The sequence below is a fragment of the uncultured Bacteroides sp. genome, assembly GCF_910586915.1.
GTDB lineage: Bacteria > Bacteroidota > Bacteroidia > Bacteroidales > Bacteroidaceae > Bacteroides.
Map to the genome: position 1 here is coordinate 111,981 of NZ_CAJULN010000001.1, position 19,008 is coordinate 130,988.

The window sequence follows — 19,008 nt, forward strand, 5'->3', positions numbered from 1 at the left end:
TTGTTTGCTAAGAGCCTTGTAGCAAGGCTTTTATCTTTTCTTCCCGAAACAGTTCGTTTCGCTGTTTTCCACGGGGCGGATGGTGAAGTCGGCCGGAGTCTCTGCGGAGCAGACAATCACCTCTTCGCCTTTCCGCAAGTCGATGCTGTATGCCCCGTCGGCCAACGGCGTGACGGCAAAGGTACGTTTTTCCTTGAATACAGGTTTATGCAGGTCGGTCACGATGACACAAGGTTCGCCGGCAAGGCTTCTGACGGCAATGAATTCCGTCTTTCCCTCCTTCCGGCTGGCGCTCACGACGAAAGCTCCCTCTGCACGGAAATCTTTGTAAGCCACCTCTTTCCACTTGTCGGGCACGGCGGGGAAGATGCGCAGTTTTCCTCCCCAGCTTTGCAGCAACATATCGTGGATGGACTGTGCGGCAGACAGAGGGGTCTCTATCACCGGGCCCGATTCGCGGTAGAGCGTATTGACGGACAGAAACTTGGTGAACAGCTTGTCGAGATAAACAAGTGCCTCATTGCCGTTGCCCAGTGCCGAGGAGATGGAAGAGGCTCCGGTGCACGAATATCCCTGGTGTGCCCCCGACTTGCCTTGCCAGTAGAGCAGCGACTTCTCTATCAGTTTGCGTTCTGCGGGATGCTCCTTATTAATAAGGTATAGCGGATAGGCGGCAAGCAGGTGCGAGTAATGGCGGTGTGAGAATGCGTAAGGCACCTCTTTTCCTATCATCAGCCCGTTGTTGGCATCTGCGGGAAAGGGAGTCAGCTCGTTGAGCGTCGTCTGCCAGCGCGGGATGAGCGGGTCTTCTATTTGCAGCCGCTTGGTAATGTCGAGCAACGTCTGGCATCCCCAGCGCAAGAGAGCCAGGTCGAAGTTGCAGTCTTCCGCGCTGCCGTATTCGGGAGAGTAGGTGCGGGGCAGGTGCAGTTTGCCGTCCGTTCCGCGATAGGTGAAGTGGAGGTAGTAGTTGATGGCTTGTTTGAGCACGGGGAAGAGCTTGTCGCGCAGTAGCCCGTCGTCCATCTTGTGGCGGTAGATGAGCCATAGGCTGTGGCACGTCCACGGTAGCAGGCCTACTTCCGCCTGTTTGTCTGCGCCTGGGATTCCTACAGCTTCCGACTCGCACGTCAGGTTGGACGAGCGGCCTATCGCCAGCGCGTCGCGACGGTAGGCTTCGGGTACGTTGTTGCGTAGGCGGTCGGTGTTGTTGTAGATGGCGTTCTCGAGCGAGGCGGCAAGGTCGAGGCGGTTGGACGTGTTGAGCGCCCAGTAGGTGAGTTGTACGTTCAGGTTCCACCAGGCGTTGGGCCACGGGGTGACGGTGAGCCAGGGGCCGGTGTTGTCTATCAGTGCGCGGTCGCCTCGCGTGGCGCTGGCGAGCTTGTACATTTGTATCCAGTAGAAGTTTTCTTTCATACCATCGGGCAGTGTGAGGAAGCTGGCGGGGTAATAGCTGTTCCACCAGGTGCGGTGCTGCCTGGTTAGTTTGGCGGTTCCTGTAGCCATCGCTTTGTCGAGCGTGGCGAGGGCCTCTTGCGCTGCGGTGGCTTCGGGGTAGGAGTGTGTCACCGTCATCCAGTAGACGCGTTCGTTCTTCGCGGGGCGGGTCTCTTTCCAGGCAACGGCAGTCTCTCCGCCTGCTTGCAGGCGTTGGAGGGAGATTCCCGGTTTCACTTCCGGAGCGGGAGTGAGCGGATACTCCTCGGGCACCTTTATCCATTTCCCTTCGCCTTGCGCATAAAGATAACGGGGGCTTTGTGCCGATGCGGGTATCCATTCCCACCGGAAGTTCCTCTCGCCTTCGGTAGCATCGGTACGTACCAGCATCACCATTTCATCGGCGTGCACGTAGGCGTGCAGGCCGATGGTTCCACGGGTTGTGGTCACTTCCGCCTTTGTTTCGGCGTTCCAGATGTCGAGGCGCATCGTGCCGCCGGTGATTTCGCCTTCGGGATACAGGGCGAAGTGTCCGGTCAGCAATCGCGGATTGGCAAACAATCCTCCGCCCTGCCGATGGTCGTGTACGGAGCAGTTGCCGGTTTCGAAACGGATGTAGTTTTGTTCCGGTTCCTTATACATCATCAGGCCGAGCATACCGTTGCCCATATAGGCCGATTCATACCAGTATTCGGGCAGTGTCTCCCAAATCAAATCCTGCTTCTGCATGAAGGAAGGCCAGTCTATGTCTGTCTTTACTTTCCCGTTGCGGGCCGATGCGGAGTTGTATGCTGCCGCCCAAAGGCAGAGGCATACGGCTGAAAAAACAATGCGGAGGTTGTTCATGGTGTGTGATTCGGTTTTTATAGTTGCAGGGCAAAGATGAAGATTATATTTTTATTAATCAATACGTTTGGAAGCCATTTGGGGCGATATGGAAAATAGGTATAGCAATTAAGGACGATTTAGTAAGATGATATAGAAATAAATGCTGCTATTTTGCCGTACGTTAAAAACGGGGTACAAACTTATTCATTAATATATAAAGAAAACATTGACATGAAATTGAGAAACTCTATCCTTGCAGGATGCGCCGCCCTGATGGTTGCCGCATCGTGCACTCAAAGAGCAGTTGAAAAACAAACATGGGTCGGGAAAGCCATTGACAACGCCCGTGTGCAAATCGGCATGGAAATAGATACCATCGAGAGCAGTGGCAAGTTTATGAACCCCGTTACGCTCAACAGCAAAGGCGGCGTCTACTACTGCGGCTACGCCGACTGGCGGAGCGGCTTCTTCCCCGGAAGCGTATGGTATCTGTATGAACTGACGGGCGACACGACACTTCTTCCCCTCGCCCGCAAATATACCGAAGCCATCAGCCAGGCACAATACCTTACTTGGCATCACGACATCGGCTTTATTATCAATTGCAGTTTCGGAAACGGACTCCGCCTTACCGGCAACTCCGCCTATAAAGACATTATGATTCAGGCGGCAAAGTCTCTCTGCACCCGTTTCCACGAACAGCCCCAGGTGATTCAGAGCTGGGATGTGAAGGGAAACAGTTGGCAGGCGCAACGCGGCTGGGAATGTCCGGTCATTATCGACAACATGATGAACCTCGAGCTGCTGTTCGAAGCAACCAAACTTTCGGGCGACTCTACCTATTATAAAGTAGCCGTCATGCACGCCGACCGTACCTTGAAGGAGCATTTCCGCCCCGACGGAAGCTGCTATCACGTGATAGACTACAGCCTGGAGGACGGAAGTGTGCGCCATCGCCAGACTGCGCAAGGCTATGCCGACGAGTCCGTATGGTCCAGAGGACAGGCGTGGGCTATCTACGGATACACCGTATGTTACCGCGAAACGGGCAACCGTGCTTATCTCGACCAGGCTGTCAAGACCTTCGAGTTTATGAAGAACCTCAAGAATATGCCTCAAGACTTAATCCCCTATTGGGATATGGACGCCCCCGACGTGCCTGCCGCCCCGCGCGATGCTTCTTCGGCTTCCGTCATTGCCTCTGCCCTTTACGAACTGAGCACATATGACCTGCCCGACGCCGCTTCCTACCGTGCGTATGCCGACAAGATGATGGAGTCGCTCTCGTCCGACAGCTACACCGCGCAGCAGGGAGAGAACGGACGGTTCATCCTCATGCACAGCGTAGGAAGCATCCCCCACAACAGCGAAGTGGATGTGCCCTTGAACTATGCGGACTATTATTACCTCGAAGCCTTGAAGCGCAAAACGGATATCGAAAAGTCTAACAACTAAAACCAAACGACACAATATGATGAAAGTAAGAATCCTTCTATCCCTGTTTGTCTCCCTGCTGTTTCTGAATGCGGCGGCAGCCGGTAAGAAAAAGAACCTGCCCGTCAGCGACCGCCAGCAATGGGCAGACCTCTGCTACAAAATAGCGCAACCCATCTTGGAGAACATGAGCAAGGGAGAACTGCAAAAGAATATGCAACTCGAACTCAGCCCCACTTGGGACGGAAGAGATACGCGGGTGGCCTACATGGAAGCCTTCGGGCGTCTCATGGCAGGGATTTCCCCCTGGCTCGAACTCCCCGACGATGACACGGCCGAAGGGAAGCAACGCCGCCAGTTGCGCGAATGGGCATTAAGCTCCTACCGGAATGCAGTCGACCCCCAAAGCCCCGACTATCTGTTGTGGGAGGGACACCAACAACTGCTGGTCGATGCTGCTTACCTGGCTGAGAGCTTCCTGCGTGCCCCGAAAGCAACTTGGGAGCAGCTCGATGAGCAGACCAAGTCGCGCTACATCGAGTGTTTCAAGAAAACGCGCGTTGTCCGTCCGGCCTACAACAACTGGTTGCTGTTTCGCGGCATGGTGGAAGCCTTCCTGATTTTTGCAGGCGAAGCTCCCGACGGCTATGCGCTCTCTGTCGGTATCACGAAAATGAACGAGTGGTATCTCAGCGACGGATGGTATTCCGACGGTCCGGAGTTTGCTCTTGATTATTACAATTCGTTTGTGATGCATCCCATGTATGTGGAGATATTGGAAGTGTGCGAGAAACACCGTTTCCCTACTCCTGTCAAACACCAGTTGGCAGTGGCACGTATGCAGCGCTTCAACACATTCATGGAACGCCTGATTTCTCCGGAAGGAACATTCCCGGCTTTCGGCCGTTCGGTAGTCTATCGTATGGGAGCGTTTCAGTCGTTGGCACTCTCCGCATGGAAGTACGGGCTCCCCGACGGACTGACAAACGGACAGGTGCGCAGCGCATTGAGTGCTGTAATGAGGAATATGTTTGCCGTAGAGGGTAACTTCGACGATAAGGGATTCTTGGCACTTGGTTTTGCCGGACACCAACCCCACTTGTCGAACTATTATACTAACAACGGCAGCCTCTATATGACTTCACTGGTATTCCTGCCTTTGGGACTCCCTGCCGAACATCCTTTCTGGAGCGACCCCGCACAGGAATGGACGTCACAGAAGGCATGGTCGGGAAAACCTTTCCCGATTGACGGGCATCATTCGTTGCGGAAATAAAAACAAGATTCACCACAGAGGACACAGAGTCTCACAGAGTTTTTTAGGTTGCCGATGTTTCGTTTTATACGTATCAGTATGGTCGGCGTGGTCGCCTTAAAGAAAAAAACTCCGTGAGACTTTGTGTCCTCGTGGTGAATCCCGGTACATCGCTATTGCATACATTACATATTGTTCCCTTGCAACATCTGGAACAGCTTGTCCAACTTCGGAGCCATGATAATCTCCGTACGTCGGTTCTTGCTTCTGCCTTCGGCGGTCTCGTTGTCATCGACAGGCATATATTCACCTCTTCCGCTGGGCTGTATCTGCAACGGGTTCACATGATAATTCTTAATCAGGATACGTACAACAGAAGTGGCGCGAATCACGCTCAAATCCCAGTTGTCCTTGAACTGCACCGTATTGATAGGCTTGTTGTCAGTATGTCCTTCGATGAATACGTCAATATCCGTCTGCTTGTTCAAAACCTCGGCCAACTTGCCAAGCGCTTCCTCCCCGCGTTTGTCCAAACGGGCGCTTCCCGACTGGAACAGCAACTTGTCCGACATCGCCACATATACTTTTCCGTCTTTCTCGCGAACGGTCAGTTCGTCGCTGCTGAATCCCAACAACGCATCCTTTACACTACTCAACAGTTGTTGCACTTTCTCGTTCTGAGCGTTAATCATCTGTTGCAGCTCGTTGATGGTACGTTCTCTTTCGTTCAGTTCGTTCTTTTTCTGATTCAGCAGGGCATTCAGTTTCTCCTGTTCAGTCATGTTGGCGTTCAGCATATTCTGATACTGGCGGATGCTGTTTCCCATTTGGGTCGTATCGCGCAAAAGATTTCTGATTTGTGCCGACATCTGGGCGTTTGTATGGCGGCAGTCGGTCAATAATCCTTGCAGGCTGTCTTTGCTTGCGGTGGCTGCCATTTCTGCAAGCATGAACTTCTTTTTCGTTACACACGAAGTGCACAACAGAATTGTGAGCAGAGTAAATAGGGTAATTTTCTTCATTGTGTTTTCTGTTTTTTAAGTATGGACAATTCAATGTTGCAGAAACTCGCAGAGCTTCTGCACGGCACGCGCACGGTGGCTGATTGTGTTTTTGATGTCGTTTCCCAGTTCGGCAAAGGTCTTGTCGTAGCCCTCTGGCTGGAAGATGGGGTCGTAGCCAAAACCTGAATCACCGCGTTTCTCTTTGATGATTTCACCTTTTACCACTCCTTCGAAAAGATACTCCTTTCCGCCGAGTATCAATGAAATGGCGGTGCGGAATTGTGCCTTGCGGTTTTCCACTCCTTCGAGGTCGTGGAGCAGTTTGCGCATATTGGCTTGCGAGTCGTGCCCTTCGCCGCCTGCATAGCGAGCGGAATAGACTCCGGGGGCGCCGTTGAGTGCTTCCACTTCCAGTCCGGTGTCGTCGGCAAAGCAGTCCATCCCGTAGTTTTCGAAGATGAAGGATGATTTCAGCCGTGCGTTTCCTTCCAATGTGTCGGCGGTTTCGGGGATGTCTGTATGGCAGTCGATATCGTTGAGGCTGAGCAGTTCGATATGCTCTCCTAATATAGCTGCCACCTCTTCCAGTTTATGGGCGTTGTTGGTGGCAAATACAAGTTTGCGTTTCATCATTTCTCTTCTTATTTGAGTACAATGTAGTCCGATGCTGTCTTTATTTCACTTTCAGCTTGTCAAACCCTTCGCCGTAGACGCCGATAACGGAACTTTGGGAGATGAAGGCGTTGGGGTCGATGCGTTTCACCAGGCGGAAGATATCGAGCGACTGGCGTTTCTTGGCAAGCACGACAAGCACTTTTACGCTTCCCTTGCTATACCATCCCGTTCCGTCAAGCACCGTCACGCCACGGTCGGCCTCTTTGATGATGCTGTCGGCTATCTCATCATATTTCTTGGAGAAGATGAGGAATTGCACCGATTGGCGGGCACGGTTGATTGTCCAGTCGAGCACAACACCGATGATGAACAGCGTGACAAAACCGAAGATAACGCGGCGCCAGTCGTGGAAGATAAAGTAGCATGAAGTGATGATGACAACATCGCAGAGCATAATCATCTTTCCGAGCGACACGTCTTTGTATTTGTTGACAATGGCGGCAATGATATCCGTTCCTCCGGTGCTTCCGTTGTAGTTGAACACTACTCCCAGCCCGATGCCGCACATCATGGCTCCGATGATACACGCCATGAAATCCTGTCCGGGACCGAGCAGCAGAGGTTTGCCGTCGGCACTCATGTCAGGTGATTCCATGTGGTTGTTTACCAATAACTGGAATAGCCATAGCAGGAATGTCAGCATGAAAATGGCGTATGTCGTCTTGATACTGAATCGCGGTCCCAATATCCGGAAAGCGAAAGCCATCAGTACGGCGTTGATGAGGAAGTAAGACCACTGGATAGGAAAGCCGGTGGAATAGTAAATAATGGCACTGATACCGGTGGTTCCTCCGGTGGTAATTTGGTAGGGAAGTAAGAATACCGCCCATCCCAAAGCATAACTAATCAATCCGAGAGTGATGTAAAAGTAATCCTTTACTTCTCTCATAATGTCCGCTTTTGTCAGTTTGTACACGTTGGTTGGTGATTTAGAAGTTATAAATGAAAAGGAGATGAATGGTTAGTGACAAGTGATGTAACCAGTCACTTATCACTAACCGCTTGTCGTCTGTGTTATAAGACTATGTTGACTATCTTTTTCGGAACGACGATGACCTTTTTCGGCGTCTTGCCTTCTATCCATTTCTGCGAACGTTCGTCGGCAAGCACAGTTGCTTGAATGGCTTCCGAGGATTCGTCTGCTGCAAACTCCATGTTGAAGCGTGCCTTTCCGTTGAAAGAGATGGTATAGTTGACAGTATCCTCTTTCAGATATTCTTCGTTGTATGCGGGCCATGTGGCATCGCATACGGAAGTATCGTGTCCGAGAGTGTGCCACAACTCTTCGCAGATGTGCGGGGCGAAAGGAGCGAGGACGATGATGAATTGTTCCAGCACTTCTTTCTTGTTACACTTGAGGTTGGAGAGTTCGTTGACGCAAATCATGAAGGCACTGACAGAGGTGTTGTAAGAAAACTGTTCGATGTCTCCCGTCACTTTCTTAATCAGTTTGTGCAGGCTCTTGAGTTCGTCCTTTGTTGCCGGTTCTTCTTTTACGAGGTATTCGCCCGTGCGGCTGTAGAACAGCGACCAGAATTTTTTGAGGAAACGGTGTACACCGTCGATACCGTTGGTGTCCCACGGTTTAGACTGTTCTACCGGGCCGAGGAACATTTCGTACATACGCAACGTGTCTGCTCCGTATTTCTCAACAATCATATCCGGATTGACAACGTTGAACATAGACTTACTCATCTTTTCCACTGCCCATCCGCAGATGTATTTTCCGTCTTCAAGGATAAACTCCGCCGTTGCGTATTCGGGGCGCCAGGTTTTGAAGGCTTCCAGGTCGAGTATGTCGTTGGATACGATGTTCACGTCTACATGGAGCGGAGTTACGTCGTATTGGTCTTTGAGGTTCAGTGAAACGAATGTGTTGGTGTCTTTGATGCGGTACACAAAGTTGCTGCGTCCTTGAATCATTCCCTGGTTCACTAACTTTTGGAACGGCTCTTCTACGGCGGAAACTCCGAGGTCGTGGAGGAACTTATTCCAGAAACGGGAGTAAATGAGGTGTCCTGTGGCGTGTTCCGTGCCGCCTACGTAGAGGTCTACGTTTTTCCAGTACCGGTCTGTTTTCGTGTCGACTAAGGCCTGGTGGTTACGCGGGTCCATATAGCGTAGGTAGTAGGCGGAAGAACCGGCAAATCCGGGCATGGTGTTCAGTTCGAGCGGGAAGATGGTGATGTTGTCGATTTTCTCGTTTTCTACGACACACTTGTTTGCAGTATCCCAAGCCCATTTGGTAGCGTGTCCCAACGGCGGCTCGCCTGTTTCGGTGGGCAGGAACTTGGCTACTTCGGGCAGTTCGAGCGGCAGGCAGCTTTCGTCAATCATGTAAGGCATACCCTCTTTATAGTAAACCGGGAACGGTTCGCCCCAGTAGCGCTGGCGTGAGAAGATGGCGTCGCGCAGGCGGTAGTTCACCTTCACGCGTCCTAAGTTGTGTTCTTTCACATATTTCTTGGTGGCAGCTATGGCTTCCTTGATAGTCAATCCGTTGAGCGAGAGGTTGCAATAGGGAATTGCGTCCGGACGCGGGGAGTTGCATACGAGGCCTTCTTTGGCGTCGAAGCTCTCTTCGCTGACGTCGCATCCTTCTACCAACGGGCGGATTTCCAATCCGAAATGTTTGGCAAATGCATAGTCGCGGCTGTCGTGGGCGGGTACTGCCATGATGGCTCCCGTTCCGTATCCGGCAAGCACGTAGTCGCTAATCCATACGGGCACCGCTTCGCCTGTGAAGGGATTGATGGCGTATGAACCGCTGAATACGCCTGTGACGCCGCGGTCGGCGATGCGTTCGCGTTCCGTACGTTTCTTGGTACGTTCGAGGTAAGCGTCTACTTCGGCTTTCTGTGTTGAGGTGGTGAGTTGTGCCACCAGTTCGCTTTCGGGCGCCAGCACCATGAAGGTAACGCCGAACATCGTATCTGCGCGGGTGGTGAAGATGGTAAATTCGAGGTCGCTGTCTTTCACCTTGAACTGCACTTCGGCGCCTTCCGAACGTCCTATCCAGTTCTTTTGTGTCTCTTTCAGCGAGTCTGTCCAGTCGATGGTATCCAGTCCGTCAAGCAGTCGTTGGGCGTAGGCGGATACGCGCAGGCACCATTGGCGCATTTTTTTCTGCACAACGGGGAAACCGCCGCGTTCGCTCACTCCGTCCACTACTTCGTCGTTTGCCAGCACTGTTCCTAATTCGGCACACCAGTTCACCATCGTTTCTCCCAAGTAGGCGATGCGGTAGTTCATCAGTGTTTCCTGTTTTTCTTTTTCGTTCTTGGCGTTCCATTCGTCGGCGGTGAAGTGGATTTCTTCGCTGCAGGCAGCGTTCAGTCCTTCGTTGCCGTAGATGGCGAATGCTTTTTCCAGTTCTTCGATGGGGCGTGCCTGCTGTGTGTCGTTGCAATAGTAACTATTGAACATTTTTTGGAAAGCCCATTGGGTCCAGTGGTAGTATTCGGGGTCGCAGGTACGTATTTCGCGGTTCCAGTCGAAGGAGAATCCGATGTTGTCCAGTTGTTCTTTATAGCGTTTGATGTTGGCGTCGGTGGTGATTGCCGGATGTTGTCCGGTCTGGATGGCATATTGTTCGGCGGGCAGTCCGTATGCGTCATATCCCATCGGGTTGAGTACGTTGAAGCCTTGCAGTCGTTTGTAGCGGGCGTAAATGTCCGAAGCGATGTATCCCAACGGGTGTCCTACGTGCAATCCGGCACCGGACGGATAGGGGAACATATTCAGCACATAGAATTTTTGCTTCGAGTCGTCTTCTGTTACTTGGTAGGTTTTATCATCCACCCACCTTTTCTGCCACTTCTTTTCAATTTCCCTGAAATTGTACTCCATAGTGATAAAGTTTTTATTTATAGTGATTTGTATTTTTATGTTTTATTTACTGCACAAATTTACGTGATTATTTTCAGATTACCACGTTTTCACTCTTGACTTTCTTGTTTTTATTTCGTATATTTGGAGAAAATAAAAAGGGCAAAGACGATGGCTTTTTGAATTTTGATTACATATATTCAATAGGGTTAGGTTGCAAAATGCATAGAAAAGGATAACGAATGGGCGGGAGACTGTGAAGTTTCTTGCCCATTTTTGGTTTTTGAAAGAGGCGAATGAGGTTTCTTCTTTATCAGTATAATGGAGGTTATGCGGTGTCTTTATTTTACAAGAACTTCTGTTTGGGCTTTGTTGTAGCAGCTTGTCGGGTAACTGTAAATCTGTTCTGCGGATTGCTTATTCTTCCGTAACTTCTCTCTATCTTTGCACCATTTTAATAGGTATATGTTATGAAACTGACACAGAGATTCTATCACCTGGCAGCCATATTGACCGTTACTGTCTGGGGACTGACTTTCATTGCTACGAAAGTGCTGATTGCTCACGGACTTACTCCTCAGGAGATATTCTTTTATCGATTCCTGATTGCTTATTTAGGTATTTGGGTCATTTCTCCCCGGCGTCTGTTTGCCGGAAGCGTGCGAGATGAACTTTGGCTGGTAGCCGGCGGTGTGTTGGGCGGTTCGCTCTATTTCTTTACGGAGAATACCGCGTTGGGCATTACGCAGGCCTCGAACGTCTCTTTTATCATCTGTACGGCTCCGTTGCTGACCACGGTTCTTTCGTTGCTTTTTTATAAAGGCGAAAGGGCTACACGCGGACTAATCTACGGTTCGTTGTTGGCCTTGCTGGGGGTGGGATTGGTAGTCTTTAATGGCAGTGTGATGCTGAAGCTGTCTCCTGCGGGCGATTTGCTCACGTTGGCGGCTGCTTTGTCGTGGGCGTTTTACAGTTTGGTTATCAGGCAGATGGGAGGGCGTTATCCTACAGTGTTCATCACCCGTAAGATATTCTTTTATGGAGTATTGACCATTCTTCCCGCTTTTTGGCTGCATCCGTTGCAACCGGCCTTTGCGGTGTTGCTGCAACCGGCGGTGTTGTCCAACCTTTTGTTTCTGGCTGTTCTTGCTTCCTTGATTTGCTATGTTATGTGGAATGTAGTGCTGAAACAGTTGGGCACGATGCGGGCTTCCAATTATATCTACCTCAATCCGTTGGTGACGATGGTGGCTTCGGTGATTGTTCTTCACGAACAAATCACGTGGATGATGTTGGCGGGAGCGGCCTGCATTGTAGGGGGAGTTTGGTTGGCGGAAAGGAAATGAGCGGTGTGGGCTTGACTTTTTTTTATAAGACTTACATACAGTTACAGTTTTTTTTACTAAATTCGCTAACCGATTAACTATATGATGTAAAAGTAAGCTATCATGAAGCACGATGCCTTTTCAAACATATATGATGTATATTTCCCCAAGTTATTGCGTTTCGCGCAGACGTATTTGATTCGGGAGGAAGAGGCTGAGCATATTGTCCAGGATTTGTTTGTATATCTTTGGGAGCATCGCGATCTCCTCCCTTCGCTTCATAACCCGAATGCTTATCTCTTTACGCTGGTACGCAACCGTTGCATAGATTATCTGCGCAAGGAGATGAACCGCGAAGCGCATAAAGGTGTGCTTTCCGAAGTGGAGAATAAAGAAATGGAACTGAAACTTTATTCGTTGGAGAAGTTTGACGAAGACCATTTGTCTGACGCCGATATCGAACAACTGCTGCACCGCGCTATTGACAACTTGCCCGAACGCTGTAGGGAGATATTTATTATGAGCCGCTTGCAGAACTTGCGTTATAAAGAGATTGCTGATAAACTGAACATCTCTCCTAATACGGTAGAAAATCAAATAGTGATAGCCTTGCGCAAGCTGAAAGATGAACTCAAGGATTACTTTCCATTGTTTCTTTTCATTATATAAATATCCTTTTTCGGATGTATGGTGTGAAGTTCCCCTTTCCCTATCTCCCAAACGATGTATTTGTACGCTAATAATCAGCCTGTTACAGCGCATATATGCGCTGCGTGCAGGACATATAGATGCTGGCCGTTGGCTCTCTATCTCCTGCACGCAGGACATATATGCGGTGAAAATAGCATCTATATACGCTGCAAATGAGTTATCTGGAGCGTGAAAATGGCAGATTATCATGTTGATTTCTAATCAATTATTCTTTTTCTTCAAAAAAGTTGGTTTTTCCTTTAGTGGATTTCACAGATTGCCTCGTCTTATTCATAGAAAGCATAGATTATGAATGAATTAATTGATAAATATTTTGCTAAGCGCATCACGGTCGAAGAAAAACAGTTTCTTTTTACTTCGATGGAGGAGGATGAAACGTTGAAGAAGGAATTTCTTCAAATGCAAAATGCAGTTGCCCTTGCCGGATGGGTGTCTTGCGACGGAGACGGAGAACTCAGCCGCGAGGGCAAGAAGCGTTTTATGCAATTCCTTTTTAGGAAGAGGATGAAACGTACGTTGGTGCTTTCGATGAAATACGCTGCTGTTGTGTGCCTGCTGGCAGTTGCCACTTTTTTTGTGACTGCACACTATATGTCCGAACAATCCGGAAGAAGATTTACGGTTGTTACCGCGCCGAAAGGACAGCGTGTGAAGGTGGATTTGCCCGACGGGACAGTTGCATGGCTCAGTCCTTGCAGCCAGTTGCGCTTTTCCGCTTCGTTCAACGACAAAAACCGTATCGTAGAACTGGACGGAGCCACTTTCTTTGATGTAGCAAAGAATCCGGACAAACCCTTTGTCGTTGCGGCCAAACAATATCGCGTGCAAGTGCTGGGTACAAAGTTCCATGTATCAGCTTATGCCGAGAGTCCCGAATTTGAAACAGATTTGGTAGAAGGAGCAGTACACATATACGATTCGAACAACGCCCGGAATGAACTCTTTCTTCAACCTAAGGAAAAGGCTGTGTTGTGTGACGATAAGTTGGTAAAGCACCCGTCGTGCTTCGATAATGAAGAGTATTTGAAAAACGGCATCATCTCTTTCCAGTCCGAAACTTTTGGGAAAGTAATCAACCAGGTCTCCCTATGGAATGAGGTGCACTTCACCATCAGGCAATCGGTAGACTTGACAAAGAAAATATCCGGCAAGTTCAGGCAAAGCGATACCGTAGAAAGTATACTGAAAGCCTTGCAGGGAGTCACTCCTTTTAAATATACCATCGTTGACGAAAATCAGATAATCATTTATTGAAAACACACTTTGTTAAATCTTTAATTAAACAATGAAAAGCCTATGAAGTAAAAACACCGGATTCAAAAAGTCAATATCGTTGACAATTTCTCTTCAAAAAAACAAAAAAAATATTAACCTTATTACATTGCAAAAGTATGAAAAAAAACTTATTGCTAACTTCGTATGTACTTAAACAACGTGAATTAGAACAAATCCTGCGAATTATGAAATGCACAGTCTTGCTGTTATTCTTACTTATATTTCAAGCCAATGCCGGTCGGGTAAGTTCGCAAAATGCAAGAGTCAGTATCAACCGCGACCAACCGAGGCTGAAAGAACTGATGGCGGAGATAGAGAAACAGACCGATTATCTTTTCATCTATAGCGACGCCGAAATCAACGCCGAGCTCCGTGTCAACGTCAAGAAAGGCACACACCGCGTGGCAGACCTGCTGAACGGAGTGCTGTCGGCCAACAACATCTCTTACAATTTCTCCAATAACTACATTTCCCTGCACCTCCGCAAGACGCCGCCTGCGGATGCTGCACAAGAAAGGCAACAGCAGTCGAAGAAGAACACCGTCAACGTTTCGGGTACGGTGGTCGATCCTGCCGGTATTCCGGTCATCGGCGTCAACATCAAGCTGAAAGGCGACAAAGGACAGGGCACCATTTCGGATATCGACGGAAACTTCAGACTGCAAGTGCCCGCCAATGGAGTATTGGTATTTACCTATATCGGATATAAAATGGAGGAAGTGCCGGTCAACGGCAAGTCGGTGTTTAAAGTAACAATGACCGAAGACACCAAAGCACTCGACGAAGTGGTGGTGACCGCTTTGGGTATCAAGCGCGAAGAAAAAGCTTTGGGATATGCCATTCAGAAAGTGAGCGGAGAAAACATCAACACCGTGAAGACGGTAGACGTAGGCACCTCCCTTACGGGCAAAGTGGCAGGACTGAATATCGAAAACAGTACGGAGTTCAACGCAGCTCCCAAATTACTGCTGCGTGGTGAAAGCCCGTTGCTTGTCATCGACGGAGTGCCTTACGGCAATGTGGGCCTGAGAGACATTGCTGCAGATGACATTGAATCTATCGACGTGCTGAAAGGTGCCACCGCATCCGCGCTGTATGGTGCACGCGGCGGTGCGGGAGTTGTGATGATTACCACTAAAAAAGGAAAAGAAGAAGGCTTGCACGTAAGTGTGAATAGCAGTACCATGTTTCAGGCCGGCTATCTGATGCTGCCCGAAGTGCAATCGGGATATAGCTCGGGCATAGGGGGCAAATATAATTCCGACGACTTCGTGTGGGGAGACAAACTCGACATCGGACGCACGGCCGTACAGTACGACCCCATTACGCACGAATGGGTAGAGAGCCCGTTGGTATCCAAAGGGAAAAACAACTTCAGAAATTTCCTTGAAAACAGCTTTGTTACCAATAATAATGTAAGCATCAGCCAAAAAGGCAAATACGGAAGTGTACGCACCTCGCTCACTCATGTCTACAATAAAGGCCAGTATCCCAATACGAAGCTGAACAAGATAAGTTATTCGGTATCGGGAGACATGAAGTGGAAAAAGTTCTCCTTCGATGGCGGACTCACTTACAACAAACGTTTTTATCCGCAGAACTATGGCACCGGATATGGCAAAGGCGGTTATCTGTACAACCTCCTTGTGTGGACAGGGCCCGATTACGACGTGCGCGATTTCAAAAACTACTGGGTGAAGCCTGACGAACAGCAAAACTGGATGTACGAGAAATGGTATGACAACCCTTACTTCATAGCCAACGAAATAACGCGTTCGAGCAATTATGACATCACCAATGCATATGCCAATGTGAATTATGAGTTTGCTCCGTGGCTCAAAGCAACCTTGCGTTCGGGTATCGACTCCTATAGCGAAAGAAAAGAGTGGCGCAATCCGAAGAGCGCTCACGCCGGCTGGGACGAAAACGGCTATTATGAAATGGAACGTAACGGCGGCTTTAGTATGAACCACGACCTGATGCTCAACGCTTCGCATAAGTTCGGCGACTTTACGCTCGATGCTTATGTGGGAGGAACGATGTACTACTATTATGACGACCAAGTGCAGGGAAATACCGAAGGCGGACTCACGGTTCCCGGTTTTTACTCCTTGAAAGCATCCGTCGACCCGGCTTCCACCTCCAGTACGTATAAAAGCAAACAGTTGAACAGTCTGTGGGGACGTTTCTCCGCATCATGGAAGAGTGCAGTCTTTGTCGATGTGACCGGACGTAACGACTGGTCGTCTACGTTGGCTGCCGACGCACGTTCTTATTTCTATCCTTCGGTATCGGGCAGTGTAGTGTTGAGCGAATTGGCAGAGTTGCCCGAGTGGCTTTCGTTCTGGAAGATTCGCGGTTCGTGGACGCGTACGAAGAAAGACCTTGCCGTGTATGAAATCAATAATGTATATAGTGTGTCGAGCGATGCCTGGAACGGTATGAGTTCGGCTGCATATCCTACTTCTATCCGTGGTTCGCTGATTAAGCCGAAAACGTCCGATTCGTGGGAAATAGGTACGAATATCAATTTCTTCAACAACAGGCTGTGCGTAGATTTGGCCTACTACAACACGCTGAATTATAATTTGACCCGCAGTGCCACCGTCAGCGGGGCTTCCGGATTCGGCAGCACGTTGATAAACTACGAAGAAGAGCAGTTGCGCAGAGGTGTGGAACTGACCGTGTCGGGAGATATCATACAGACACACGACTGGCATTGGAATGCAATGTTTAACTGGGCGCGCGACCGTTATTTCTACGATAAGGTGGATAAACTCTATTCTACACAAAAGGAATACGTAGCGGCGGGCAAACGCTGGGACTGGCTGGATGTGAAGGACTGGGAACGCGATGCACAGGGAAACATCATTCACGGCGCCGACGGATTGCCGATACAAAGTGATTATCCCACACTGATAGGTTACGAATATCCCGACTGGGTATGGGGATTGACCAATACGCTTCGTTATAAGGACTTCACCCTGAGCTTCACTATCGACGGACGCGTAGGCGGACTTTCCTACAATAAAATGGTGCAATCGTTGTGGAATACCGGAGCGCATCCCGATTCGGACAACCAGTGGCGATATGACGAAGTGGTGAACAATAAGATTAATTATATCGGCCAGGGAGTGAAAGTCGTGTCGGGTTCCGTAGAACGCGATGCCGACGGAAAGATTGTGAAGGATACGCGTGTGTTTGCCCCCAATGACAAAGCAGTGTCTTATCAGTCGTATATGCGCAAGTACAACCCGAATGCGGGCAGTCCGGTACGCCAGAATTACCAACTGGAGACTTTCATGAAATTGCGCGACCTTTCGCTCACTTACAATATGCCCAAGAAAATGTATCAGAAGTTGGGCTTGAACGGACTTTCCATAAGCCTTGTTGGGCAAAACCTGTTGATATGGACTAAGGAGTATCAGTTCTCCGACCCGGATGTGGGCAGTGACGACTTAAATTCACCTTCCATTCGCAATATCGGATTTAATGTGAAGTTTAACTTTTAATGTAACATGAAATTATGAAAAAACTCAGTATATATTTAGTCTCTGCATGGATGATGCTTGTTGCGGTGTGCTCATGCACAAGTTTTGACGAATTGAACACGAATCCGGATGCTACCACCAAAGTCAGTCCGGAGATGATTGCTACCAATCTGATTTTGAACATTACCACTCCGTCAACTGCCAAGTCTTTTTTCAACAGCAGTTTTATGATGAAATACATGGCCTGGGGCGAAGGAGCGGCTTCTTATCAGTACAACAAATTCGGCCGCAGCGATTTTGGTGTATATTACAAACTCATCAGTGCGCAGAAGATGGTAGAGCTTTCCGAAGGATACAATCAGGAGGCTTATATCGGATTGGCAAAGTTTGTGGAAGCCTATAAAATGTATTACCTCACTATGGAAGTGGGCGATATACCCTACAGCGATGCTTTGAAAGGAGAAGAAGGCGGCATCAAGCCGACATATGACACACAGAAAGAAGTGATGTTGCAGATATTGCGGAGCCTGGAAGAATCGTACGACTATTTCTCGAAAGCCAAAGATTTCGACGGCGACCCTATGATGGGTGGCAGCATAGAAAGGTGGAAAAAGACTGTAACGGCTTTGCAGTTGAAAGTACTGTTAAACCTGTCGCTGAAAGTGTCGGACCCGGACTTGAATGTAAAACAACGGTTTGCGCATATTGTAGCCAATGCTTCATTGATGGAGTCGAACGACGACAATTTCCAGGTAGTGTTTTCTGCCAAGAAGGGACAACGCTATCCGACCTACAAGGACGATTTCAACTATAGTCAGTACCCCATGTTGTCTGTTACCCTTATCGATGTGCTGAAGAAGTTTAAAGATAACCGCTTGTTCTATTACGCAGAGCCGGCGGCGGCTAAAATAAACGAAGGTATCGCCGGAGATTCGTGGGAAGCGTATGTAGGAGTTGACCCTTCCGCCCCCAATAGTGATATCATGGCAATCTACGGCAAAAAAGAGTTCTGTAACATCAACTTGCGTTACAAAGAAAATCCTGCGGGCGAGCCGTTTATAACATTAGGCTATGCCGAGCAGAACTTCATTTTGGCGGAGGCTGCGTTGAGAGGATGGATTAGCGGTTCGGCCGACACTTATTATAAGAAAGGTATCGAAGCAAGTATGCGTTTTATAGCCGACAATACGGCCGATGAATATTGTCATCAGCATCCGATAACGGATGCATATATTACCGAATATCTCAATAGTCCCGAAATCCAACTCACCGAAGGTAGGGACAACGGTTTGGAAATGGTGCTTACCCAGCGCTATTTGGCGGGCTTTCTCCATTTTCCCTGGGATGCTTATTATGACCACCGCCGTACAGGATATCCGGAGATGCCGATGAATGAGGAGACCAATCAGAATGAAGTGAGCACACAGTTTCCCAAACGCTGGATGTATCCGCAGTCTGAGCTTGACTATAACAGCGAGAATGTGAAAGAAGCCATCATGAGACAGTATGGAGGAGAGGATAATCATAACTCCTTGATGTGGATTCTTCAAGAGTAATTCGGTATGTATGACGCTATGAGAAGAGTCTTGTTAAGTGTATTTTTTGCAGCACAGGTCGTTATGGCCTGTGCGCAAGTTTACCCTGTGCGTGCAGAGTTGGATAATAAAGAATCCTTTTGGTGAGAACGTTTTCTCCCATCTTTGCACTTTCGCCCCATACGGCGGATAAGGCATGGCGAACCG

At 49.1% G+C, this 19,008-nt stretch carries 12 protein-coding genes; 7 read left to right on the forward strand and 5 right to left on the reverse strand.

The features are described 5' to 3' along the window. Window positions 1-30: 30 nt before the first annotated feature. Window positions 31-2,286 carry a glycoside hydrolase family 95-like protein gene (locus QZ331_RS00435; RefSeq protein WP_294626990.1) on the reverse strand — a complete coding sequence of 752 codons (2,256 nt, stop codon included), beginning with the start codon at window positions 2,284-2,286 and terminating at the stop codon, window positions 31-33. A 213-nt stretch (window positions 2,287-2,499) separates the two neighbouring features. Between QZ331_RS00435 and QZ331_RS00440 the strand changes: the two genes are divergently transcribed. Continuing rightward, window positions 2,500-3,723, forward strand: a complete 1,224-nt coding sequence (locus QZ331_RS00440) for a glycoside hydrolase family 88 protein (protein WP_294626992.1) — start codon at window positions 2,500-2,502, stop codon at window positions 3,721-3,723. Between the two features lie 19 nt (window positions 3,724-3,742). Beyond that, window positions 3,743-4,978: a DUF2264 domain-containing protein gene (locus QZ331_RS00445; RefSeq protein WP_294627242.1), complete on the forward strand. Its 1,236-nt coding sequence runs from the start codon at window positions 3,743-3,745 to the stop codon at window positions 4,976-4,978. Window positions 4,979-5,142: 164 nt separating this feature from the next. Here the strand turns inward: QZ331_RS00445 and QZ331_RS00450 are convergent, their stop codons facing one another. The 4 genes from QZ331_RS00450 to leuS form a co-directional block, all read right to left on the reverse strand. Beyond that, on the reverse strand, window positions 5,143-5,979 hold the full coding sequence (locus tag QZ331_RS00450) for an OmpA family protein (protein ID WP_294626994.1): 837 nt from the start codon (window positions 5,977-5,979) through the stop codon (window positions 5,143-5,145). Window positions 5,980-6,009: 30 nt separating this feature from the next. Further along, a complete protein-coding gene (locus QZ331_RS00455) occupies window positions 6,010-6,591 on the reverse strand; it encodes a non-canonical purine NTP diphosphatase (RefSeq protein ID WP_294627244.1) in 582 nt (193 codons plus the stop codon). Between the two features lie 43 nt (window positions 6,592-6,634). Continuing rightward, on the reverse strand, window positions 6,635-7,552 hold the full coding sequence (locus QZ331_RS00460) for a YitT family protein (RefSeq protein ID WP_294626996.1): 918 nt from the start codon (window positions 7,550-7,552) through the stop codon (window positions 6,635-6,637). A 98-nt stretch (window positions 7,553-7,650) separates the two neighbouring features. After that, window positions 7,651-10,485 carry a leucine--tRNA ligase gene (gene leuS, locus QZ331_RS00465; RefSeq protein ID WP_294626997.1) on the reverse strand — a complete coding sequence of 945 codons (2,835 nt, stop codon included), beginning with the start codon at window positions 10,483-10,485 and terminating at the stop codon, window positions 7,651-7,653. Between the two features lie 449 nt (window positions 10,486-10,934). Between leuS and QZ331_RS00470 the strand changes: the two genes are divergently transcribed. The 5 genes from QZ331_RS00470 to QZ331_RS00490 all read left to right on the forward strand — a co-directional run bounded on the left by QZ331_RS00470 (window position 10,935) and on the right by QZ331_RS00490 (window position 18,822). Next, the gene (locus QZ331_RS00470; protein ID WP_294626999.1) at window positions 10,935-11,810 is read left to right on the forward strand and encodes a DMT family transporter; all 876 of its coding nucleotides are present in this window, start codon (window positions 10,935-10,937) and stop codon (window positions 11,808-11,810) included. Between the two features lie 102 nt (window positions 11,811-11,912). Beyond that, window positions 11,913-12,458 (forward strand): RNA polymerase sigma-70 factor, encoded by a 546-nt coding sequence (locus QZ331_RS00475; protein ID WP_294627001.1) that lies wholly within the window; start codon window positions 11,913-11,915, stop codon window positions 12,456-12,458. Between the two features lie 330 nt (window positions 12,459-12,788). Then, window positions 12,789-13,754, forward strand: coding sequence for a FecR family protein (locus tag QZ331_RS00480; RefSeq protein WP_294627003.1), 966 nt, complete (start codon window positions 12,789-12,791; stop codon window positions 13,752-13,754). 137 nt (window positions 13,755-13,891) lie between these two features. Continuing rightward, complete coding sequence (locus tag QZ331_RS00485; protein ID WP_294627005.1) at window positions 13,892-17,287, forward strand: SusC/RagA family TonB-linked outer membrane protein; 3,396 nt, start codon at window positions 13,892-13,894, stop codon at window positions 17,285-17,287. Between the two features lie 14 nt (window positions 17,288-17,301). Continuing rightward, window positions 17,302-18,822, forward strand: coding sequence for a SusD/RagB family nutrient-binding outer membrane lipoprotein (locus QZ331_RS00490; protein ID WP_294627006.1), 1,521 nt, complete (start codon window positions 17,302-17,304; stop codon window positions 18,820-18,822). Window positions 18,823-19,008 lie beyond the last annotated feature (186 nt).

Bases quoted from the DNA above. Each gene is read 5' to 3' on its own strand.
- QZ331_RS00470 (WP_294626999.1), top strand. From the start codon at position 10,935: ATGAAACTGACACAGAGATTCTATCACCTGGCAGCCATATTGACCGTT.
- QZ331_RS00480 (WP_294627003.1), top strand. From the start codon at position 12,789: ATGAATGAATTAATTGATAAATATTTTGCTAAGCGCATCACGGTCGAA.
- leuS (WP_294626997.1), bottom strand. From the start codon at position 10,485: ATGGAGTACAATTTCAGGGAAATTGAAAAGAAGTGGCAGAAAAGGTGG.
- QZ331_RS00450 (WP_294626994.1), bottom strand. From the start codon at position 5,979: ATGAAGAAAATTACCCTATTTACTCTGCTCACAATTCTGTTGTGCACT.
- QZ331_RS00475 (WP_294627001.1), top strand. From the start codon at position 11,913: ATGAAGCACGATGCCTTTTCAAACATATATGATGTATATTTCCCCAAG.
- QZ331_RS00435 (WP_294626990.1), bottom strand. From the start codon at position 2,286: ATGAACAACCTCCGCATTGTTTTTTCAGCCGTATGCCTCTGCCTTTGG.
- QZ331_RS00455 (WP_294627244.1), bottom strand. From the start codon at position 6,591: ATGAAACGCAAACTTGTATTTGCCACCAACAACGCCCATAAACTGGAA.
- QZ331_RS00445 (WP_294627242.1), top strand. From the start codon at position 3,743: ATGAAAGTAAGAATCCTTCTATCCCTGTTTGTCTCCCTGCTGTTTCTG.
- QZ331_RS00490 (WP_294627006.1), top strand. From the start codon at position 17,302: ATGAAAAAACTCAGTATATATTTAGTCTCTGCATGGATGATGCTTGTT.
- QZ331_RS00485 (WP_294627005.1), top strand. From the start codon at position 13,892: ATGAAAAAAAACTTATTGCTAACTTCGTATGTACTTAAACAACGTGAA.
- QZ331_RS00440 (WP_294626992.1), top strand. From the start codon at position 2,500: ATGAAATTGAGAAACTCTATCCTTGCAGGATGCGCCGCCCTGATGGTT.